The organism is Streptomyces sp. NPDC058650 (assembly GCF_042717315.1).
In the GTDB taxonomy this organism is placed as follows: Bacteria; Actinomycetota; Actinomycetes; order Streptomycetales; family Streptomycetaceae; genus Streptomyces.
Map to the genome: position 1 here is coordinate 238446 of NZ_JBHXRL010000005.1, position 21620 is coordinate 260065.

18 protein-coding genes are annotated in these 21620 nt (G+C 71.5%); 7 read left to right on the forward strand and 11 right to left on the reverse strand.

Annotated features, from left to right (window positions below):
* The first annotated feature begins 145 nt into the window (after nt 1-145).
* On the forward strand, nt 146-2419 hold the full coding sequence (locus ACFWWU_RS11365; protein WP_384142433.1) for a transglycosylase domain-containing protein: 2274 nt from the start codon (nt 146-148) through the stop codon (nt 2417-2419).
* A gap of 89 nt (nt 2420-2508) precedes the next feature.
* Here the strand turns inward: ACFWWU_RS11365 and ACFWWU_RS11370 are convergent, their stop codons facing one another.
* From ACFWWU_RS11370 to ACFWWU_RS11380, 3 genes are all read right to left on the reverse strand, one after another.
* Nucleotides 2509-4602, reverse strand: coding sequence for a SpoIIE family protein phosphatase (locus ACFWWU_RS11370; protein ID WP_384142436.1), 2094 nt, complete (start codon nt 4600-4602; stop codon nt 2509-2511).
* 311 nt (nt 4603-4913) lie between these two features.
* Nucleotides 4914-5579, reverse strand: a complete 666-nt coding sequence (locus tag ACFWWU_RS11375; protein WP_384142439.1) for a DUF402 domain-containing protein — start codon at nt 5577-5579, stop codon at nt 4914-4916.
* A gap of 66 nt (nt 5580-5645) precedes the next feature.
* The gene (locus ACFWWU_RS11380) at nt 5646-7055 is read right to left on the reverse strand and encodes a class II fumarate hydratase (RefSeq protein ID WP_384142442.1); all 1410 of its coding nucleotides are present in this window, start codon (nt 7053-7055) and stop codon (nt 5646-5648) included.
* Nucleotides 7056-7173: 118 nt separating this feature from the next.
* Between ACFWWU_RS11380 and ACFWWU_RS11385 the strand changes: the two genes are divergently transcribed.
* Nucleotides 7174-8703: a ricin-type beta-trefoil lectin domain protein gene (locus ACFWWU_RS11385; protein ID WP_384142444.1), complete on the forward strand. Its 1530-nt coding sequence runs from the start codon at nt 7174-7176 to the stop codon at nt 8701-8703.
* A 121-nt stretch (nt 8704-8824) separates the two neighbouring features.
* Here ACFWWU_RS11385 and ACFWWU_RS11390 read toward each other — a convergent pair whose 3' ends face one another.
* Entirely contained in the window at nt 8825-9481 is a 657-nt protein-coding gene (locus tag ACFWWU_RS11390; protein WP_384142447.1) for a lipoprotein, read from the reverse strand.
* Nucleotides 9482-9579: 98 nt separating this feature from the next.
* Here ACFWWU_RS11390 and ACFWWU_RS11395 point away from each other — a divergent pair, with 98 nt between their 5' ends.
* Nucleotides 9580-10104 carry a hypothetical protein gene (locus ACFWWU_RS11395; protein ID WP_384142450.1) on the forward strand — a complete coding sequence of 175 codons (525 nt, stop codon included), beginning with the start codon at nt 9580-9582 and terminating at the stop codon, nt 10102-10104.
* A gap of 17 nt (nt 10105-10121) precedes the next feature.
* Here the strand turns inward: ACFWWU_RS11395 and ACFWWU_RS11400 are convergent, their stop codons facing one another.
* Together ACFWWU_RS11400 and ACFWWU_RS11405 are read right to left on the reverse strand one after the other, a co-directional pair.
* Nucleotides 10122-10790 (reverse strand): HAD family acid phosphatase, encoded by a 669-nt coding sequence (locus ACFWWU_RS11400; protein ID WP_384142453.1) that lies wholly within the window; start codon nt 10788-10790, stop codon nt 10122-10124.
* Between the two features lie 224 nt (nt 10791-11014).
* The gene (locus tag ACFWWU_RS11405) at nt 11015-12709 is read right to left on the reverse strand and encodes a fumarate hydratase (protein WP_384142456.1); all 1695 of its coding nucleotides are present in this window, start codon (nt 12707-12709) and stop codon (nt 11015-11017) included.
* Between the two features lie 239 nt (nt 12710-12948).
* Here ACFWWU_RS11405 and ACFWWU_RS11410 point away from each other — a divergent pair, with 239 nt between their 5' ends.
* Nucleotides 12949-13668 carry a DUF1707 domain-containing protein gene (locus ACFWWU_RS11410; RefSeq protein ID WP_384142459.1) on the forward strand — a complete coding sequence of 240 codons (720 nt, stop codon included), beginning with the start codon at nt 12949-12951 and terminating at the stop codon, nt 13666-13668.
* Nucleotides 13669-13990: 322 nt separating this feature from the next.
* The gene (locus tag ACFWWU_RS11415; protein WP_384142462.1) at nt 13991-14365 is read left to right on the forward strand and encodes a WhiB family transcriptional regulator; all 375 of its coding nucleotides are present in this window, start codon (nt 13991-13993) and stop codon (nt 14363-14365) included.
* Between the two features lie 280 nt (nt 14366-14645).
* Here ACFWWU_RS11415 and glpX read toward each other — a convergent pair whose 3' ends face one another.
* Nucleotides 14646-15680 carry a class II fructose-bisphosphatase gene (gene glpX / locus ACFWWU_RS11420; RefSeq protein ID WP_024760872.1) on the reverse strand — a complete coding sequence of 345 codons (1035 nt, stop codon included), beginning with the start codon at nt 15678-15680 and terminating at the stop codon, nt 14646-14648.
* A gap of 133 nt (nt 15681-15813) precedes the next feature.
* On the opposite strand from glpX, the gene ACFWWU_RS11425 reads away from it, so the two are divergent.
* Nucleotides 15814-16347, forward strand: a complete 534-nt coding sequence (locus ACFWWU_RS11425; RefSeq protein ID WP_384142465.1) for a DUF4245 domain-containing protein — start codon at nt 15814-15816, stop codon at nt 16345-16347.
* Nucleotides 16348-16453: 106 nt separating this feature from the next.
* On the opposite strand, the gene ACFWWU_RS11430 is transcribed toward ACFWWU_RS11425, so the two are convergent.
* The 4 genes from ACFWWU_RS11430 to ACFWWU_RS11445 all read right to left on the reverse strand — a co-directional run bounded on the left by ACFWWU_RS11430 (nt 16454) and on the right by ACFWWU_RS11445 (nt 20513).
* Nucleotides 16454-17044, reverse strand: a complete 591-nt coding sequence (locus ACFWWU_RS11430) for a malonic semialdehyde reductase (RefSeq protein WP_384142468.1) — start codon at nt 17042-17044, stop codon at nt 16454-16456.
* Nucleotides 17045-17410: 366 nt separating this feature from the next.
* Nucleotides 17411-17665 carry an exodeoxyribonuclease VII small subunit gene (locus ACFWWU_RS11435; RefSeq protein ID WP_384142471.1) on the reverse strand — a complete coding sequence of 85 codons (255 nt, stop codon included), beginning with the start codon at nt 17663-17665 and terminating at the stop codon, nt 17411-17413.
* Between the two features lie 48 nt (nt 17666-17713).
* Nucleotides 17714-18943: an exodeoxyribonuclease VII large subunit gene (xseA, locus tag ACFWWU_RS11440; protein ID WP_384142474.1), complete on the reverse strand. Its 1230-nt coding sequence runs from the start codon at nt 18941-18943 to the stop codon at nt 17714-17716.
* Between the two features lie 208 nt (nt 18944-19151).
* A complete protein-coding gene (locus ACFWWU_RS11445) occupies nt 19152-20513 on the reverse strand; it encodes an APC family permease (RefSeq protein WP_384142477.1) in 1362 nt (453 codons plus the stop codon).
* 54 nt (nt 20514-20567) lie between these two features.
* On the opposite strand from ACFWWU_RS11445, the gene ACFWWU_RS11450 reads away from it, so the two are divergent.
* Nucleotides 20568-21620 (forward strand): 4-hydroxy-3-methylbut-2-enyl diphosphate reductase, encoded by a 1053-nt coding sequence (locus tag ACFWWU_RS11450; RefSeq protein WP_384142480.1) that lies wholly within the window; start codon nt 20568-20570, stop codon nt 21618-21620.

Consider the following 21620-nt stretch of genomic DNA (forward strand, 5'->3'; position numbering starts at 1 on the left):
GGGTGGGTGCTGATTCTCACGTCCGGAAAAGGCGTGATCGGTTGCCAATTGTCTGCATCGTCGGTGTTAGCTTGCTGAGCTGATCCGGCGCGGACGCGCGACAGCCGAGGCGCCGAGACACACGACGAGTGGAGCGACAGGACCCATGGGCCGACCGGACAAGAGCAAGGCGAAGAAGCGCGGCATACGCCGCTTCTTCTCCTGGAAGAAGCTCCTGGGCACCTTCTTCGTGTTCTGCCTGCTCGCCATGGGCGCCCTGTACATCGTCTACGTCATCGTCCCCGTGCCGACGGCCAACGCCGAGGCGACCATGCAGAGCAACATCTACAAGTACGCCAACGGCAAGATCCTCGCCCGCACCGGCGAGATAAACCGCGAGATCGTCGGCCTGGAGAAGATCCCCGAGCCGGTCCAGAAGGCCTTCGTCGCCGCCGAGAACAAGAGCTTCTACCGGGACAACGGCGTCGACATCAAGGGCACCACGCGCGCCGCCTGGTCGACGCTCACCGGCCAGGGCAAGCAGGGTGGTTCGACCATCACCCAGCAGTACGTCAAGAACTTCTACCTGAGCCAGGACCAGACGGCGACGCGCAAGCTCAAGGAAATGGTCATCGCCATCAAGGTGGACCAGGAGACGAGCAAGAGCGACATCCTCGCCGGGTACATGAACACGAGCTACTACGGCCGCTCCTCCTACGGCATCCAGGCCGCCGCCCGCTCGTACTACGGCGTCGACGCCACCGAGCTCACCACCGCCCAGGGCGCCTACCTCGCCTCGCTGCTCCAGGCGCCCAACCAGTACGACTGGACCTCCGCGAGCACCACCGGCCGCAAGCTCGTCGAGGAGCGCTGGAACTACGTCCTCGACAACATGGTCGGCGAGGGCTGGCTCTCGTCGACCGAGCGCGCCGGCATGAAGTTCCCCGTGCCGCAGAAGGCCAAGCCCGCCCCCGGCATGGAGGGCCAGACCGGATACATCGTCGAGGCCGCCAACCAGGAGCTGATGCGCCAGGGCGTCAGCGAGGAGGACATCAAGGCCGGCGGCTGGACGATCACCCTCACCATCGACGAGAAGAAGCAGAAGGACCTCGTCAAGGCCGTCGACCGGCAGCTGGAGGCCAAGCTCGACCGCAAGGGCGACAAGAAGGACGCCACCGTCCAGGCCGGCGCCACCTCCGTCGACCCGAAGACCGGCGCGGTCGTCGCCATGTACGGCGGCGTCGGCGCCACCGAGCACTGGACGTCCAACGCGACCCGCCGCGACTACCAGCCCGCCTCGACCTTCAAGCCGATCGTCCTCGCCTCCGCCATCGACAACGGCTCGGAGACCCAGGACGGGCGGGAGATAGGTCTCGGCACGATCTACGACGGCACCAGCAAGCGCCCGGTCGTCGGCAGCGCCATCCCCTTCGCGCCGGAGAACGAGGACAACCGAAACCACGGCCCCGTCACCGTCCAGAAGGCCACCAACAGCTCCATCAACTCGGCCTTCGCCCAGATGATCGTCGACGTCGGCGAGGCCGAGACCAAGAAGACCGCCCTCGCCCTCGGCATGAAGGACGGCCAGGACTTCGGCCTCAGCCCCGCCATGTCCCTCGGCACCATGGGCGCCTCGACCCTGGACATGGCCGGGGTGTACGCGACGCTCGACAACCACGGCAAGCAGGTCACCCCGACCCTGGTGAAGGCCGCCGCGCACAGGGACCGCAAGGTCGAGCCCGTGGACGCGATCGGCAGCCAGGTCATCAGCCGCGAGGCCGCCGACACCGTCACCAAGGCCATGCAGGGCGTCGTGCAGAGCGGCTCCGGCTTCCGCGCCGCCGGTGACTACGACGCCGCCGGCAAGACCGGCACCTCCGAGAACAACCGTTCCGCCTGGTTCGTGGGCTACACCCCCGAACTCGTCACCGCCGTCGGTCTCTTCGGCGAGGACACCAAGGGCAACCAGGTCACCCTCACCAACACCATCAACGAGGGCCGCGCCAACGGTGGCCGCACCCCCGCCCAGATCTGGGGCGACTACACCACCAGCGCCCTCGACGGCGGCTCCGACGCCCGCTTCGACCTGGAGACCGAGAACGGGACCGGGACCGGGGGAACGGGCTCGTACGAGCCGGACCCGGACCCCACCCGGACCACCGAGGCTCCGGAGGAGCCGACCGAGGAGCCGACCACCAGGTCCCCGGACCCGACGCCCCCGCCGACCTCGACGGCCACCACACCGCCGGAGCCGACCCGGGACCCCGTCACCACGCCGCCGGAGCCCACCCGCGACCCGGCGCCTCCGACCCAGGACCCGACCACGCCGCCGCCCACGACCGGGCCGCCGACGACCGACCCGACGACGATCCAGCCGCCGGACCCGGATCAGGGGGAGACCGGTGACGACAACACCGGGGGCCCTGATCGGGGGCAGTGAGGCCGTAAGGCTGTGAGGCCGTAAGGCTGTGAGCGGTGATGGCCGGACCCCACGGGGGTCCGGCCATCACTCGTGTCCCGCCGTCTCGCTCAGCTCCGCGTGGCCAGCTCGAACCAGACGACCTTGCCGCCCGAGAGCCGGGTGGCCCCCCACCGGCGGGCCAGCCGGTTCACCAGGAACAGGCCGCGCCCGCCCTCGTCCGTGTCCCGCGCCCGCCGCTGCCGGGGCAGCTGCGGCGAGTCGTCGCCGACCTCGCAGCGCAGCACGTCCGTCTTGAGCAGCCGCAGCGTCACCGGCCGCTCCGCGTACCGCACGGCGTTCGTCACGACCTCGCTGATCAGCAGCTCGACCGAGTCGGTCAGCTCCTCCAGGTCCCAGCGGGCGAGCGCCCGCCGGGCGAGCCGCCGCGCCCGCCCCGGAGCCGCGTCCTCCGGCTCCAGGAACCAGTACGCCACGTCGCTCGGGGCGATCCCCTCGAACCGGGCCGCGAGCAGCGCGATGTCGTCGTCCCGGTCGCCCGGACCCAGCATGTCCAGGACGTCGTCGCAGAGCGCCTCAAGGGGCGGCGAGTGGTCCGGCCCGGTCAGCTGCGCTGTCGCCGCGAGGCGCTCCCGCAGCTGCTCGATCCCGGTCCACACGTCCCGCAGCCGGGACTCCACGAGACCGTCCGTGTAGAGCAGCAGCGTCGCGCCCGCCGGGGCGTCCAGCTCGACCGCCTCGAAGTCGACGCCACCGACCCCGATCGGGGCGCCGGGCGGCACCCGCAGCACCTCGGCACGACCGCCGAGGTGGAGCAGTATCGGCGGCGGGTGACCGGCGTTGGCCACGGTGATCCGGTGCGAGACCGGGTCGTACACCGCGTACATGCAGGTGGCCATCCGGTTCTCGCCGAGCCGCTGCGCCTGCTCGTCCAGGTGGTGCAGGACCTCCTGCGGCGGCAGGTCGAGCCCGGCCAGGGTCTGCGCGGTGGTGCGCAGCTGGCCCATGATCGCGGCCGAGGTCATGGAGTGGCCCATGACGTCGCCGACGACCAGGGCGACCCTGCTGCCGGGCAGCGGGATCGCGTCGTACCAGTCGCCGCCGACCCGGGCCGTCTCGGCCGCCGGGAGGTAGCGCGAGGCGAGCCGGACGCCGGTCGGCTGCGGGAGGGAGTCCGGCAGCATCGTCCGCTGGAGCTCGTCCGCGATGTACGCCTCGCGGCCGTACAGGACGGCCTTGTCGATGCCGAGCGCGGTGTGCGTCGCCAACTGTGCCGCGACGAGCAGGTCGTTCGGCTCGAAACCGGCCCGCTCGGGACGGCGCAGGAAGACGGCAGCGCCGATCACCCGGCGCCGGCCGCGCAGCGGCGCGAGTATCGCCCGCAGCCCGCCGGGCAGCGGATGCTCGGAGCCGAGGAGTTCGGTCAGCGCGGTCTTGGCGGCGGCGGAGTCCCCGAACACCGGTCGCACGCCGCGCAGCACCTCGGCGAGCGCCCCGCCGGACCGCACCTCGCAGAGTTCGGCCGCGGGGGTCGGATCCGGATCGGGCACGAGGACGAGCTCCTCGCCCTCCAGTTCGCTTAACCGGAGGCGGTCCGTGCGGCGCAGCCGTAGGACGAACGGCGCCACCGGGCGCTCGTCGCCCACCGGCAGCGGATCGCGCAGGTAGACCAGGATCTCGTCGGAGAAGGTGGGCACGGTCGCCCGGCACAGGCCGAGCACGATCTCGTCGAGGTCGAGCCCGCGTGCGATCCGGCGGGTCGCGGCGCCGACGAACCGCAGCCGCTCGCCCTCGCGCCGCGTGGCGCCGTCGGGGCCCCGGCCTGCGCCGGGGCTCTGCGCGGCCACGGCGACGGCCACGGCCCCGGGGGCACCGGGCCCGCCGCCCGGACCGCCGGCTGTCTCGCCGGGCGAGCCGGGAGCGCCGGACGTGCCCGACGTGCCGGGGGTACGCGGCGTTCCCGCCGTCGCGGGAGCGTCGGGGGTGCCGGGGGCGCCGGGGGCGCCTTGGCTGCCTGGGGTGCCGCTCGTCACCGGCGTGTCCGTACCGGGGGCCGTCGCCGTCCGGTCCGCCGGGCCGCCCGGCTGGGCGGGCACGTCGGAAGGCAGGCCGGCGGCCGCCGCCTCCTGGCGAGGGCGCGCGCGTTCCTGCGGCCGGGCAGCCAGCGGCTGTCGGCCTTCGTGGGAGGTGGGATGCTCCGTCACGCGTGGGATTCCGTCCGTCCGGGCCGGTGGTGCGATGCACTCGCTCTTCTCGCCGATGCCGCGCCTTCGGCAGGGATAAACCCCTCGTATGCAGCGGATGTGGACGTTCCGCGAGAGGCGGCAACGGCAGGGGTCGGAACACCCGGGCGCACGTCCGGCACTGCTCTCCCCTTCGTGGATGACTTGTGGTCAGGTCCTGTGCTGTGCTCAGTCGTTGACGTGGCGCCCGGTCGGTCTGACGTGCTGTTCGATCCGCTTCTGTCGTGCGGAGGACGATCCTACGTTTGAACCCCGGGGGCGCATCAAGGGTCTCACGGGGCCGTATGGGCCGGAGTGCGGTCCCAGTCGCCGGGGAGGTGCGGCACCGGCCACCCCGGATCGGGCCGCCAGTCCTCCCAGCCGTCCGCGAACGGCGTCCCCCAGGACCGGATCAGATCCACCGCCCGCTGCCCCGCCGCCCGCACCCGCGCGGCCTGCTCCGCGTCCATCAGACCGGCCCGCTGGGCCTGCGCGAACTCGTCCTCGTCCCGCCACAGCCAACTGCGGTCGGGGTAGACGGAGATGTCGAGGAAGTGGTCCTCGGAGTCGACGCCGCCGGACCAGCGGGCCCGCGGCTCCTCCAGGTTCACGTACCAGCTGCGGAAGCGCCAGCCGCGCTCCCAGAACAGCCACACCGACCAGGGGTCCCCGGGCCGGGCCAGTTTGAGGACGCCGCTGCCGAACCAGCGGGACCGTTCCGTGGTGCGCGGGGCGGTGTACCGGGTGGCGAGCGGCTCCTCGTGGACGGGCGTGCCGTCGCTGAGCACGGGCCGTACGCATTCGGTGCCCGGCGCCATCCAGACCGCGAGCAGCTCGGACGTGTCCTGGACGACGGTCACCGGCCGGCAGATGTGCACGGCGCCGGTGCCGTTGCCGCGGTAGCGCCAGAGGATCTGCTCCCCCGGCGCCCAGTGCTGAGGGCCGCCCGACTCTGTCATGCGCAGATCTTAGGGGCGCGCTCCCACGAGCGCTGCGGTACAGGTCACGGATGAGTCAGCCCTGGTCTACGGGTGCGTCATCCGCAGCACGTCGAGCGCTTCGTCCAGCTGCTCGACCGTGAGGTCGCCCCGCTCGACGTACCCGGAGGCGAGTACCACCTCGCGGATGGTCTTCCGCTCGGCGAGGGACTTCTTGGCGACCTTGGCGGCCTCCTCGTAGCCGATGTACTTGTTCAGCGGGGTGACCACGGACGGCGAGGACTCGGCGTACTCGCGGGCGCGTTCGACGTTGGCGGTGATGCCGTCGACCGTGCGGTCCGCGAGCAGCCGGGAGGCGTTGGCGAGCAGCCGTACCGACTCCAGGAGGTTTCTGGCCATCACCGGCAGCATCACGTTGAGCTCGAAGTTCCCCGCGGCGCCCGCCACCGCCACCGTGGTGTCGTTTCCGGTCACCTGCGCGGCGACCATCAGGACCGCCTCCGGGACCACCGGGTTCACCTTGCCCGGCATGATCGACGAGCCCGGCTGGAGGTCGGGGAGGTTGATCTCCGCCAGGCCCGTGCGCGGGCCGCTGGCCATCCAGCGCAGATCATTGGCGATCTTGGTGAGGGATACGGCGACGGTCCTGAGCTGCCCGGACGTCTCGACGAGCGCGTCGCGGGCGCCCTGCGCCTCGAAGTGGTCGCGGGCCTCCGTCAGCGGCAGGCCGGTCGCCCGCGCGACCTCCGCGATGACGGCCGCGGAGAAGCCGGCCGGGGTGTTGATCCCGGTGCCCACCGCCGTACCGCCGAGGGGGAGTTCGGCGAGCCGGGGGAGTGCGGCGCGCAGCCGCTCCACGCCGTACCGGACCTGGGCCGCGTAGCCGCCGAACTCCTGGCCGAGGGTGACCGGGGTGGCATCCATCAGGTGCGTACGGCCGGACTTCACCACGGTCGAGAATTCGGCTGATTTTCGCTCCAGGGAGGTGGCCAGATGGTCGAGGGCGGGGATCAGGTCGCGGGTGACGGCGCCGGTGGCCGCGATGTGGATGGAGGACGGGAAGACGTCGTTGGACGACTGCGAGGCGTTCACGTGGTCGTTGGGGTGGACGTCCCGGTCCTCGGGGAGCCGCTCGGAGGCGAGGGTGGCGATCACCTCGTTGGCGTTCATGTTGGACGAGGTGCCGGAGCCGGTCTGGAAGACGTCCACGGGGAAGTGGTCGTCCCACCGCCCGTCGGCGACCTCCTCCGCCGCCGAGACGATCGCCCCGGCCCGGTCCGCGTCGATCACCCCGAGCTCGGCGTTGACCGTGGCCGCGGCGGCCTTGATCCGGGCCAGGGCCTCGATGTGGGCGCGCTCCAGGCGCTGGCCCGACACGGGGAAGTTCTCCACGGCCCGCTGGGTCTGGGCACGCCACTTGGCGTGCGCGGGGACCCGCACCTCGCCCATGGAGTCGTGCTCGACGCGGTACTCGCCGGCTGCGCTGTTCGTCGTCATCTTCCTCGCCATCTCTCTCAACCTCCTGTAAAAGCTGAGCACTTGTCTTGTTCGATGTATTCCCAACACGCGTACCGACCAGTAAAAACCGTGGGTAACCCCACTTCCAGGAGGCGCAATGACGCGCACCAGGTACAGACTCCGCTGGCCCATCGCGGCCGTCGCCGCGGCCGCCGCCGCGCTCGGCACGATGACCGCCGCCGCGCCCGCCGGAGCCACCGGCACCCTCACAGCATCGGTCACCGCTTCCGTACCGCTCCCGCCCGAGCTGGAGGCGATCCGGGCCGCCGAGGCCACCAAGATCTACGGCGACCCCGCCGAGCGTCCGCTCGCGCAGCGCAAGACCGGCCTGATCTCCCTCGGCGACAGCGAGATCTCCGGCGAGGGCGTCGGCACCTACGAACCCCCCACCAACGGCCCGACCAACTGGTGCCACCGCGCTCCGGACGCCGCCATCCACCGCACCGGCATCCCCGCGGACCTCACCTTCAACGTCTCCTGCTCCGGCGCCTACACCGGCAACATCCGGATCGGCGGCTCGAAGCAGTACGCCGACGAGCTCGTCCAGAGCGACAACCTCGCCGTCAAGGCCCGCAACACCCGGATCAAGATGGTCCTGCTCGTCGCCGGAGCCAACGACGACCTGCAGTTCGGCCCCGTCATGACCGACTGCGTCCAGCGCTACCTGCTGCTCCAGGGCGCCTGCGAGCCCAAGTACGCCCCCGGCTGGCAGGCCCGCGTCGACGCGCTCGTCCCCAAGGTCGAGCAGACCGTGCGCGACCTCAAGACCGTCATGCGCGACGCCGGATACGCCGACGGCGACTACAAGCTCGTCGTCATGGGCTACCCCAGCCCCATCGGCCCCGACTTCCACGACAACCCCTCCTTCCCCGGCAAGCTGAGCTGCGGCGGCCTCGGCTACGACTCCGACACCGTCTGGGGCCGCAACACCGCCGTCCCCGCCTTCGAACGCGGCATGCGCAAGGCCGCCGCCTCGACCGGGGCCGTCTACCTCGACAACTCGCGGCTCTTCCACGGCCACGAGGTCTGCATGGAGGACGCCTGGGCCCGCGGGCTCTACATCGACCTCTCCAAGCCCGGCACCCCGGACGAGAACTCGGTCCGGCAGTCCTTCCACCCGAACGCCCGAGGACACGCCGCCTTCGCCTCCTGCCTCACGCAGATCTACGCCTCGGGTCTCCGCGAGGCCGGCTGCGCCGACGTCGACTCCTATGGCAAGCCGACGCTCTTCCCGGTCGCCTGGGACGACGCGTACAAGCCGTTGAGGAACCAGGCCACCGGCCAGTGCGTCGACGTCGAGGCCGCCTCCTCGGCCAACAACACCGGTGTGGTCGGCTGGGACTGCCACGGTGGCCGCAATCAGGGCTGGTGGTACGACTCCACCCGCCGGACCGTCCACACCCAACTCACCCAGGACCGCTGCGTCGACGTGCCCGCGTCCGGCTTCCAGGCGGGCAGGGCGCTCATCATCTGGAACTGCCACGGCGGCGCCAACCAGAAGTTCGTCCGTGACGGCGCGACGATCCGGCCCGCCGGCGCGACGGGCCTCTGCCTCACCCAGGGCGCGGCGAAGGAGCCGATCCGGCTCCAGAACTGCGACGGCTCCGCGAAGCAGAACTTCGCGTAGTCGTCCGCTCCCTCGCGGAACGCCGTGGCCCTCGTCCGGTGCGGGACGGGGGCCACGGCTCTGTTCGTGGGGCCACGGCTCTGTTCGTCCGAAACGGAGCTGCCTGGCTCGGCCGCCGGGCTCAGCCGAGCTTCAGCGTCGTCCTGGCCAGCTCGTACGCCGGGAGCATCGCCCGGTGTTCCTCCGTGTCGAGTCCGCCGAGGTGGACGATCACCGTCCCCTTCGGGGTCGCGACGGCGAAGGCCCGCTCCTCCTTGGACTCCTCCATCAGATCGTTGCGGACCGTGTACGTCACCTCGGTGGCGGGCACCGCGCCCGCCTTCGTCTCCCGGTAGATGACGGCGGAGGTCTTCTCCTCGGCCTTCACGAAGCCTTCGAGGGCGGCCCGGGCCGGGCCCTTCCCCGCCGTCCACACCCGGAGGTAACCGACGTGCCCCGCCGGCTTGGCGTCCACCTCGCAGCGGACCGTGGCCGGTCCCTGGCGGGTGAGCGCAGCGAACTCCTCGCTCTCCGGGTTCTCGATCGCCTCGGGCTTCCACTGCTCCGCCAGACCGAACGAGACGGGCAGCGCGCAGGCCGTGCCCGGCCCGCCGAGGGTCGCGCGGGAGGCGGCCGCGGCCGGCGTGGCCGGCGCCGCCGGGGTCGTGCTCGGCGTCGTGGCCGGCCGGGCGCCCTGGGTGACCTCGGGCAGCGGCTCGGGGGCGGCGCAACCGGCCGTCAGCACCCCGCTGACCAGGAGAGCGGCAGTCGGGACCATGATCCGTATCGGGTGTTCCATGCGCGTCAGAGTAGCGGCGCGCGCGGGCGGGACCGCGGCGGGCGGCGGACAATGAAGCGAGCCGAGAGGGAGATCCACCACCCGCGAGGAGGCAGGTCATGTCCCGAAGCTTCAGGAGGATCGGCGCGCTCGGCGCGGCGACCGTCGCGCTCGTCGCCTTCGGCGCCGCAGCCCCGGTTTCGGCAGCCCCGTCCGCCGTCGACACCCAGGCCGTGGCCCTCGATTTCACCCTCTACGCCAAGGACATCTCCGGCGACGAGGGCGAGGAGAGCGCTCCGGCGCCCGAAGTCGGCGACTCCTTCGTCTTCGCCGAGGACCTGTTCAGGTCCAAGGGCGGCGAGCAGCTCGGCCGGGACGGCGTGACCTGCACCGTGGTGCGCGCCGACACCCCCGGCGAGCTGCTGTGCGTGGGCAGCTTCGTCCTGACCGGCGGCCCCGCCGGCCAGCGCGGGCAGATCGCCGGCCAGACGCTCCTCCCGATCGACTCGGGCGAGCAGCAGCCCGCCCCGTTCGACATCGCCGTCACCGGCGGGACCGGCGACTTCAAGGACGTGAGCGGCCACATCCGCTCGACCCCGGACGGGGCCTACTCACGGCTGGAGTTCCACCTCACCCGGCCCTAGGGCCTGTGGGAGCTCCGTCAGGAGAGCTTGCCGTCGTAGTCGGGCAGCTTGAAGGCGCGCTCGGCGTGCCCGCCGACGATGTCGGTGGTGTTGTTGCCGATGTTCGCGATGATCGTGTAGCCCTTGGCCTCGATCTCCGCGCGCTTCTCGGTCTTGTACGCGCTGACCTCGGCGAACAGGTCGGGCAGCGAGCGCACGTACAGGCCGTCGACGGGGTATCCGGCCCGCTTCAGGTTCCAGTCGGTGAGGGAGTGGATGATCCCGGGGCGGGCGGTGACGAAGAAGACCGCCACGCCCTTGTCGTGGGCGTCCTGGACCAGGTCACGGACGTCCGCGATGGCCGGGGTCGGCAGCTCCCAGAAGGGGTGGAAGTCGGTCTCCAGGGAGGAGTTGTCGATGTCGAGGACGATCGCCTGCTTCTCGCTGCCGGCGTCCTTCGCGCGCTCCTCGATGTACGGGCGGGCCTCGGCGACGACGGCGGCCACGTCCTTGCGCCAGGTCGCGTAGTCCACGTCCGCGAGGGCGGCGGTCGACACCAGGTGGGTGTCCGGGTCGGCCGCGGAGGCGGCGGGCGCGGGGCCGACGACGAGGAACGCCGTCAGGGCCAGCGCGCCCGTGGCGCCGGCGGCGACGCGCCTGCGGGCGGACGACGGGGCGGTGGGGGTGGTGGGGGGTGCGGAGGGCATGGGGGGCTCCCGAGGGGTCTACCGGCTCAGTGGTTGACATGCTCGCGGCCAATACTGACCGGTAGGTAACGGGAGGTCTACCGGTCGGTAGCGAGTTTCTGAGCGGAGATCGACGACACCCCCCGGTCCGGGTACGCGACGACACCCGCGGTCCGGGTACGCGACGACGCCCCCGCTCCGTACGTACGGAACGGGGGCGTCGTCGGGACGTCGCGCGGAACGGCTCAGCCGAGGCCGGGACCCCGCACCGGGATGTGCGTGAAGGTCGGCTCGGGCGCCGGGTTCTGGAAGAAGTCGTTGCCCTTGTCGTCCACGACGATGAAGGCAGGGAAGTCCTCGACCTCGATCTTCCAGACCGCCTCCATGCCGAGCTCCTCGTACTCGACGACCTCGACCTTCTTGATGCAGTCCTGGGCGAGCCGGGCCGCCGGGCCGCCGATCGAGCCGAGGTAGAAGCCGCCGTGGCTGCCGCAGGCGTTCGTGACCTGCTGCGAGCGGTTGCCCTTGGCCAGCATGACCTTCGAGCCGCCCGCCGCCTGGAACTGCTCCACGTACGAGTCCATGCGGCCGGCCGTCGTCGGGCCGAAGGAACCGGAGGCGTACCCCTCGGGGGTCTTGGCCGGGCCCGCGTAGTAGACCGGGTGGTCCTTCAGGTACTGGGGCATCTCCTCGCCCGCGTCCAGGCGCTCCTTGATCTTGGCGTGCGCGATGTCGCGCGCCACGACCAGCGGGCCGTTGAGGGACAGCCGGGTCTTGACCGGGTACTTGGTCAGCTCGGCGAGGATGTCGTCCATCGGCTGGTTCAGGTCGATGGTGACGACGTCGCTCTCCTCGGAGAGGCCCGCGGCGGAGCCGCCGTTCAGCTCGGTGTCGGTCGTCTCCGGCAGGAAGCGCGCCGGGTCGGTCTCCAGCTGCTCCAGGAAGACGCCCTCGGCGGTGATCTTCGCGACGGCCTGGCGGTCGGCCGAGCAGGAGACGGCGATCGCGACGGGCAGCGAGGCGCCGTGGCGGGGGAGGCGGACGACGCGGACGTCGTGGCAGAAGTACTTGCCGCCGAACTGCGCGCCGATGCCGATCTTCTGCGTCAGCTCGAAGACCTTCTCCTCCAGCTCCGTGTCGCGGAAGCCGTGGCCGGTCTCGGCCGAGCCCTCGGTGGGCAGCTCGTCCAGGTAGTGCGCGGACGCGTACTTCGCGGTCTTGAGCGCGAACTCGGCGCTCGTGCCGCCGACGACGATCGCCAGGTGGTACGGCGGGCAGGCGGCCGTGCCGAGCGAGCGGATCTTCTCCTCCAGGAACTTCATCATGCTCGCCTCGTTGAGGACGGCCTTCGTCTCCTGGTAGAGGAAGGACTTGTTGGCGGAGCCGCCGCCCTTGGCCATGAAGAGGAACTTGTACGCGCCGCCGTCGGTCGCGTACAGCTCGATCTGCGCGGGCAGGTTCGAGCCGGTGTTCTTCTCCTCCCACATGGTGACGGGGGCCATCTGCGAGTACCGCAGGTTGAGCTGGGTGTACGCGTCGTAGATGCCCTTCGACAGGGCCTCCTCGTCGCGGCCCGGGGTCAGCACGTTCTGACCGCGCTTGCCCATGACGATCGCGGTGCCGGTGTCCTGGCACATGGGGAGGACGCCCGCGGCCGCGATGTTCGCGTTCTTGAGGAGGTCGAGCGCGACGAACTTGTCGTTGCTCGACGCCTCCGGGTCGTCGATGATCCGGCGCAGCTGGGCCAGGTGGGCCGGGCGCAGGAAGTGCTGGATGTCGCGGATCGCCTCGGCGGCGAGCGTGCGCAGCGCCTCGGGCTCGACCTTGAGGAACGTACGGCCGTCGGCCTCGAAGGTGGAGACACCTTCGGAGGTCACCAGGCGGTAGGGCGTGGTGTCCTCTCCCAGGGGCAGCAGATCGGAGTACGCAAACTCTGGCATGACGGCAGCCATTCCTCACTCGGCAGACGGCGGCGCCGCCTCCATTGGCGGTGCCTCCTCCAGCGTAGAGCGCGGCCGCGGCCCCGATCCTGTGAGGTAAGGCTCACTAGCGACCGGGATCGCGCCGATGTGGCGTGTTCCTTCCGCGGGGGTCGTTTCCGTCTGCCCGTTCGTCTCGTCCTCCACAGGTCCGGCCCCGCCCCTGGTCGCGATCTATCGCGTTTCGCTAGGCTGACTCCGTGGACCTCGAAAAGAAGCCCGAACCCGAAAAGCAGCCGCAGCCGCAGCGGTCGGCCGCGCCCGCCGAACCCGCCCCGGCCGAGACCGCTTTCGCCGACCCGCGAGGCTCGCTGCGGGCATCCGACGCGGACCGGGACCGGATCGCGGACATCCTCAGGGACGCCCTGGCCGAGGGCCGGATCGATCCCGAGGAGCACTCGGACCGGATCGACGCCGTCTACCGCGCCAAGACCGTCGGAGAGCTGGAGCCGATCGTCAGCGACCTGCCGAGCCCCCGGAGCCGCCGGGAGCCGGAACCGGCGTACGACTACGATCCGGGCGACCCCGACGTCGCCGCGGACAGCCTCGTCGCGATCTTCTCCAGCACGACCCGCAAGGGCCGGTGGCGGGTGGGCCGCAGGACGAACGCGTTCGCGCTCTTCGGGAACATCGAGATCGATCTGACCGAGGCGATCTTCGCGCAGCGCCTGACCACCATCAACGCCACGTCGATCTTCGGGAACGTCGAGGTGCGCGTCCCGGAGAACATCAGCCTGCGCGGCAACGGCAGCGGAGTCTTCGGCAACTTCGAGGTGGTGACCCTGGAGGGCGTCGATCCGCAGGCCCCGGTCGTCGTCGTCAACGGCTACTCGGTCTTCGGGAACGTCGAGGCGAGGCCCAAGCGCGGCAAGTGGATCACCGACCTCCAGGGCAAGCTGCGCAAACACCTCGGCCACTGACCCCGGGCGCCGCTCGGGACGGCCTCAGGGCGCGGCTCGGGGCGCGGCTCCGGACGGGCTCCGGGGCGCGGCTGCGGACGGCCTTCGGACGGGCTCCGGGCGCGGCTCCGGACGGCCTCCGGACGGGCTCCGGACGCCGCTTCGGACGGCCTCCGGGCGCCGCTCGGGCGCCGGGGCGATCTCCAGGGCCGGCAGGTGACCGGAATTCGTCCTGAGGTATCCGCAGTGCGGAACGGCGCGGTACGCAGTGCATAGGCGCGCGCACAGCGGGTAGGGCTGCTGCATCGCCGCTCGCTCGCGAAGCCGTCGTCAGGAGTAGACCGTGCTGCCACTGCCGCATCAGCCCCTCCAGGTCGCCGCCGTGCCCCCTCAGCGCACACCTGTCCGGGAGGACGAGGCCGGCCCCTGGCACGCGGAGGCGGCGTGCCGCCGGGACGAGGCCGGGCTGTTCTTCGCCCCCTCCAAGGAGCCGACCGCCGCGCGGCTCGCGCGGGAGGAGGCGGCCAAGCGGGTCTGCGCCCGCTGTCCCGTGATGATCGACTGCCGGGAGCACGCGCTGCTCCAGCCCGAGCCGTACGGCGTGTGGGGCGGGCTCACCGCCGCGGAGCGCCGTGTGGTCCTGGCCAGGCGCCGCCGGCGCGAGGTGGAGCTGAGGAAGGCGTCCGCGACCGACGGACGGATCGCCCAGGCGGGCTGACAGGGGAGCGGACGCCGACGCGGCCCGTACGGGAAGGGGCGCCCCCACCGCACATGGGGGCGCCCCTTTTCGTGCCGTTCCGCTCGGGCGTGGCTCGGCCGTGGACCGAGGCGACGGCTCAGCGGTGCGCCGATGTCGGCCGCACCCCGATTCGGCCATTCCGCCGCTGAGCCGCTGAGCCGCTGAGCCGCTCAGCCGCTGAGTGGCTCAGCCGCTGAGTGGCTCAGTCGTTCGGCTGCTCGCCGAGTCGACCCGTCGTCGGATCAGCGGGCCGTTCGGCCTACTTGGCGCGATCGAAGTCGATCTTGCTGTACGCGCGCAGCTTCGAGAGCCGGTGCGTCGAGTCGATCTGGCGGATCGTGCCGGACTTCGAGCGCATGACCAGCGACTGCGTCGTCGCCGTCTCGGCGCGGTAGCGCACACCGCGCAGCAGCTCGCCGTCGGTGATGCCGGTCGCGACGAAGAACACGTTGTCACCGCTGACCAGGTCGTTCGTCGAGAGCACCCGGTCCAGGTCGTGGCCCGCGTCGAGCGCCTTCTGCCGCTCGGCCTCGTCCTTCGGCCACAGCTTGCCCTGGATCACACCGCCGAGGCACTTGATGGCGCAGGCGGAGATGATGCCCTCGGGGGTGCCGCCGACGCCCATGAGCATGTCGACGCCCGTGCCCTCGCGGACGGCCATGATCGAACCGGCGACGTCGCCGTCCGAGATGAACTTGATCCGGGCCCCGGTCTCGCGGATCTCCTTGACGATGCCCTCGTGACGGGGGCGGTCCAGGATCATGACCGTGATGTCCTCGGGCGAGGAGTTCTTCGCCTTGGCGACCCGGCGGATGTTGACCGAGACGGGGGCGTTGATGTCGACGAAGTCGGCGGCCTCGGGGCCGGTGACCAGCTTGTCCATGTAGAAGACCGCGGACGGGTCGAACATGGTGCCGCGGTCGGCGGCGGCCAGGACGGCGATCGCGTTCGGCATGCCCTTGGCGTTGAGCGTGGTGCCGTCGATCGGGTCGACGGCGATGTCGACCTCGGCGCCGGTGCCGTCGCCGACCCGCTCGCCGTTGAAGAGCATCGGGGCTTCGTCCTTCTCGCCCTCGCCGATGACGACGACGCCGTTCATCGAGACGGTGGAGATCAGGGTCCGCATGGCGTTGACCGCCGCGCCGTCCGCGCCGATCTTGTCGCCGCGGCCGACCCAGCGGCCGGCGGCCATGGCGGCGGCCTCGGTGACGCGGACCAGCTCAAGGGCGAGGTTCCGGTCGGGGGCCTCGGGGGAGACGACGAGCTCGGGCGGCAGGTGATGGCTCTCGGTCATCGAAGCGCACCTTTCTGTACGGCGACGGCCGGGAACGGCGACGGCCGGAAAAACGAGGGTGGTCCGACTCTATCGGTACGTCGACAAAATGAGCAGAGGGGCCCACGTTTGAGCGCGACACCCTGATGCGACCATGTGGGGCGTGGCAGGTATGCGAGGTAGGCAGACGGTACGAGGGATGTTCCAGTCCCTCGGGGTGATCATGGTCGCTGCGGGAGTGATGTATCTCTTCATCCCGCACGACGAGAGCGCGGCGCCGGTCAAGGCGAAGGACTACCGCGTCGAGCTCCTGACGGCCCAGCGGGCGGCGCCTTATCCGGTGCTGGCGCCCGAGGGGCTCGGGGCGGACTGGAAGGCGACGGTCGTCTCGTACAAGCGCGAGAAGAGCGACGCCTGGCAGCTCGGTTTCCTCTCCCCGGACACGCAGTACGTGGCGATCCACCAGTCGACGGCGGCGCCGGGCGAGTACGTGCCCGAGGTCACGCACGAGGCGAAGAACACGGGCAGGACCCGGACGGTGGCCGGCCAGGTCTGGCAGCGCTGGGAGGGGCCGAAGTACGACGCGCTCGTCCGTACGGACGGCGGCGCGACGACCGTCGTGACCGGTACGGCGTCCTTCGACCGGCTGGCGGAGATGGCGGGCTCGCTCAAGCCGCACAAGGCCTGACGGGCACCCGAGGCGTACGAGAGGCGCACGAGGCGTACGAGAAGGGCCCCGCACTCCGTGAGTGCGGGGCCCTTCTCGTGTGCCGTCAGGCGGTGTGCGCTCAGGCTCAGACGGTGGTGACGACGTCGTCGTAGGTCAGGCGCGGGGAGCGCGGGAACCAGGCGTCCTCGCCCGGCTTGCCGATGTTGACGACCATCAGCGGGGTGTGGTCGGCGTCCAGGAACTCCTTCTGGAGGCCGGCGAAGTCCAGACCGGTCATCGGGCCGGCGGCGAGGCCGGCGGCGCGGACGCCGACGATGAAGTACGCGGCCTGGAGGGCGGCGTTCAGCACGGCGGACTGCTCGCGGACCGGGCGCTCCGAGAAGAACATGTCCTTGGCCTGCGGGAAGTGCGGGAGCAGGGCCGGGAGCTCCTCGTGGAACTCGTTGTCGGCGGAGAGGATCGCGACCAGCGGGGCGGACGCGGTCTTCGCCTGGTTGCCCTCGGCCATGTGCTTGACCAGGCGCTCGCGGGCCTCGGGGGAGCGGACCAGGGTGATGCGCAGCGGGGTCTGGTTGAAGGCGGTCGGACCGTACTGCACCAGGTCGTAGATCGCCTGAACCTGCTCGTCGGTCACCGGCTCGTCGGCGAACGTGTTGGCGGTGCGGGCCTCGCGGAAAAGGAGGTCCTGGGCGGCGGGGTCAAGGACGAGAGACATGCTGCGTACCTTCCGGACTGCGGATCAAGCGATGTCCTCGACAGTACGCGCATGATTGGTGAAACTTCAACCAATCCATCCGGATAGTGATCCGCTTCACTCTGGAGTCTACGCCAGGACCCGGCAGGGCCCGGCAGGGCCCGGGCAGGGCGCCAGCCAGGGCACGGGCAAGGACCCGGCAGGGCGCCGGCCAGGGCACGGGCAGGACCCGGCAGGGCGCTGGCAGGGCGCCGGTCACGGCACGGGCAAGGACCCGGCGGCACAGGCAGGGCGAGGCAGGGCGCGGGCAGGGCCCGGTCAGGGCACGTGTAGGGCGCCGCCGGCTAGGGCGCCGGTACGGCGCGGGTAGGCGCCGCCCGGTCAGGGCTACTCGTCTCCGCCCGGGCCCCCACCCGCCGCCTCCGCCTCGGCCGCGCGCTCCGCCGCCAGGGAGGCGTCCAGCCGGGCCCGCGCGCCCTCAAGCCGCCGCCGGCAGACCTTCGCCAGCTCCTCACCGCGCTCCCAGAGCGCGAGGGACTCCTCCAGGGACGTCCCGCCCGCCTCCAGCCGCCGCACGACCTCGATCAGCTCGTCCCGCGCCTGCTCGTACCCGAGCGCCGCCTCTTCCGTACCGGCTGCCATGTGCTCCACCCTCCGTGCCACTTCACTCTGATGATCTTCAGGACCTGGTCAGGCCGGGCCGGCCACGTCCCCGCCCACGCGTCGCACCGCGAACTCGCCCTCGGCGACCCTGGCCCGCAGTTCCTCGCCCTCCGCGACCTCCTCGGGGGATCGGACCACCGCGCCGTCCGCCCGCTGGAGCACCGCGTACCCCCGCTCCATCGTCGCGGCGGGCGACAGCGCCCGGACCCGCGCCCGCGTGTGCGACAGCTCCGAGTCGGCCCGGTCCAGGAGGTGCCCAAGGACCCGCCGGCTCCGCGCGAGCAGCGCGTCGACCTCGTCCTCGCGGACCTCGACCATCCGCTGCGGATGCTCCATGACGGGCCGCGCGAGCGCGTGCGCGAGACCGCGCTCCTCCCGCTCCAGGAGCCCCCGCACGGTCCGCAGCGCCCGGTCCCGCAGCCCGCGCACCCGGTCGAGCTCCTCCCCGACGTCCGGGACGACCTTCTTGGCGGCGTCCGTGGGCGTCGAGGCCCGCAGGTCGGCCACCAGGTCGAGGAGAGGGGAGTCCGGCTCGTGCCCGATCGCGGAGACCACCGGCGTACGGCAGTCGGCGACGGCCCGCACGAGCTGCTCGTCCGAGAACGGCAGCAGGTCCTCGACGCTGCCGCCGCCCCGGGCGACGATGATCACGTCCACGTCGTCGTGGGCGTCGAGCTCCTTCACCGCCTGGACGACCTGTGGGACCGCCTTCACGCCCTGCACCGGGACGTTCCGCACCTCGAAGCGGACGGCCGGCCAGCGGCGCCGCGCGTTCTCCAGGACGTCCCGCTCCGCCGCCGAGGCGCGTCCGCAGACGAGCCCGATCAGGTGCGGCAGGAACGGCAGCGGCTTCTTCCGGTCGAGCGCGAAGAGCCCCTCGGCCGCGAGGCTCCGCTTCAATTGCTCAAGCCGGGCGAGCAGCTCGCCGATGCCGACCGGCTTGATCTCCACGGCCCGCAGCGACAGCTGCCCGCGCGGCGCGTACCACTCGGGCTTGGCGTGCACGACGACCCGGGCGCCCTCGGACACCAGGTCCGCGACCGAGTCGAAGACCTGGCGGTAGCAGGTGACGCCGATGGAGATGTCGTACGAGGGATCCCGCAGGGTCAGGAAGACGACCCCGGCCCCGGGGCGCCGCGACAGCTGCGTGATCTGCCCCTCGACCCAGATCGCTCCGAGGCGGTCGATCCAGCCCCCGATCAGCCGGGAGACCTCACCGACGGGAAGCGGTGCTTCGGCGGACGTAGTCAGAGCCATGGACCGAGCGTAACGGCGCAGTACGACAACGTGTACGACAACGGGCGGCAAGAACGGGGACGGCGGCGCGTACGAGAACGGGGCGGCAAGAACGGGGACGGCGGCGCGTACGAGAACGGGGCGGCAAGAACGCGGGCGGGAGCGCGTACGAGAACGGGGACGGCAACGCGTCCGGCAACGCGAGGGCGGCGGTGCGCGTCCGACGGCGTCAGGGCCGCGCGGGCGTCCGTGTCGTGCCTTGCACGGCCAGGACGATGAGCCCGACCCCCAGCCACACCACGCCCACCACCTGCGCGGCGACCGAGGCCTCCACGATCACCGCGATCAGGATCGCCGCCCCGACGACCGGCATGACGACGTGCTTCAGCCAGTTCGGCGGCCCCTCCGCCCTTCGTACCGCGAACCACCCCACCACGCTCGCGTGCAGCAGCACGAACGCCGTCAGCGCGCCGACGTCGACCACCGACACCAGGTGGTCGAGGCCGTCGTCCCGCCGCGCCGCCCACAGCGCCGCGACCATCGTCACCGTCGCCGACACGAGCAGCGCCACTCTCGGCACGCCCGAGTCCGTACGGGCGAGGACGTGCGGCAGCCGCCGGTCGCGGCCCATCGCGAAGAGCAGCCGGCCGCCGGCCGCCTGCCCCGCGAGGGCGGCGAAGGCCGCGCCGATCGCCTTCGAGGCGGCCACGAGATCGTGCAGCCAGCTGCCGACCGACACCTCCACGGCGTCGTAGAAGGCCGAGCCCTGCTTCGCGGGATCCGCCGCGAGCTCGGCCGACGAGACCGGCTCGAGCAGGGCCACCAGCCAGGTCTGCGCCACGAACAGAACGCCCGCCAGCGCCAGGCAGAACAGCACCGCCCGCGCGACCTTCGCCGAACCGCCCGTGACCTCCTCCGCGAAGGAGGCGATCGCATCGAAGCCCAGGTAGGACAGGACCGCCACGGACACCGCGCCGAGGACCGCGGCCGCCGAGAACGAGGCGTCACCGGTCAGCGGCGACCACCAGTCGCGCCGCGGCCCGTCCTGTACGAGCACCACCACCGCCGACACGACGAAGACCAGCAGGACCACGATCTCCATCGCGAGCACGGCGAAGCCGACCCGGGCCGCGGCCCGGACACCCCACAGGTTGAGCAGGGTGGTGACCACCACGGCGATCCCGGTCCACACCCACCGGTCCACCTCCGGGACCAGCGCCTCCATGGCGATGCCCGCGAAGAGATAGGCCACGGCGGGGATCAGCAGGTAGTCGAGCAGCGCCATCCACCCGGCGACGAACCCGGGCCCCTCGCCGAGCCCCTTGCGGGCGTACGTGAAGACGGAGCCGGCCTGCGGCGCGACCCGCACCATCTGGGCGTAGCTGAACGCCGTGAACGCCATGGCGACGGTGGCCACGACGTACACCAGTGCGACGGCCCCGTGGGACTTGGCGTCGAGCGTGCCGAAGACGCCGACGGGTGCCATCGGCGCGATGAAGAGGAGCCCGTAGACGACCAGGTCGCGGAAGCCGAGGCTCCGACGGAGATCCGTGTGCTCGTCGCGCGCAGCGACCTGCGGTTCCTCGGCCATGCGGCCAGTCTCGGCCACGGCGCCGATCAAACCGCTGACCGACGCGGCCTTACGATGGGACGCATGACTGCAACGCCCGCGCCGACGCCCGAGTCCGCCTCCGCGACGAACCGCCCGAAGCGTGTCCTGCTCGCCGCTCCCCGCGGCTACTGCGCGGGCGTGGACCGTGCCGTGATCGCCGTGGAGAAGGCCCTGGAGCAGTACGGGGCGCCGATCTACGTACGCCACGAGATCGTCCACAACAAGTACGTGGTCCAGACGCTGGAGCGGAAGGGCGCGATCTTCGTCGACCAGGCGACCGAGGTGCCGCCGGGCAACATCGTGATGTTCTCCGCGCACGGCGTCGCCCCGACCGTCCACGAGGAGGCCCGCCAGGGCCGGCTCGCGACGATCGACGCGACCTGCCCGCTCGTCACCAAGGTCCACAAGGAAGCCGTCCGCTTCGCCAACGACGACTTCGACATCCTCCTCATCGGCCACGAGGGCCACGAGGAGGTCATCGGCACCTCCGGCGAGGCCCCCGACCACATCCAGCTGGTCGACGGCCCCGGGGACGTCGCCAAGATCGAGGTCCGCGACCCCTCCCGGGTCGTCTGGCTCTCCCAGACCACGCTCTCGGTCGACGAGACGATGGAGACGGTCGACGCGCTGAAGGAGAAGTTCCCGCAGCTGATCTCGCCGCCGTCCGACGACATCTGCTACGCCACGCAGAACCGCCAGATCGCGATCAAGGAGCTCGCCGGCCAGGCGGAGCTCGTGATCGTCGTCGGCTCGAAGAACTCCTCGAACTCGATCCGCATGGTCGAGGTCGCCAAGCAGGCCGGCGTCCCCGCCGCGTACCTGGTCGACTTCGCGAGCGAGATCGACGAGGCCTGGCTGGAGGGTGTCACCAGCGTCGGCCTCTCCTCCGGCGCCTCCGTCCCGGACATCCTGGTCCAGGAGGTCCTGGCGTGGCTCGGCGAGCGCGGCTACGCGGACGTCGAGATCGTCAAGACGGCGGACGAGTCCCTGACGTTCTCGCTGCCGAAGGAGCTCCGCGACAAGGACCTGCGGGCGGTGGCGGAGCAGCTCGGCAAGGCGGAGCCGGCCGCCGCGGTCACGGAGTAA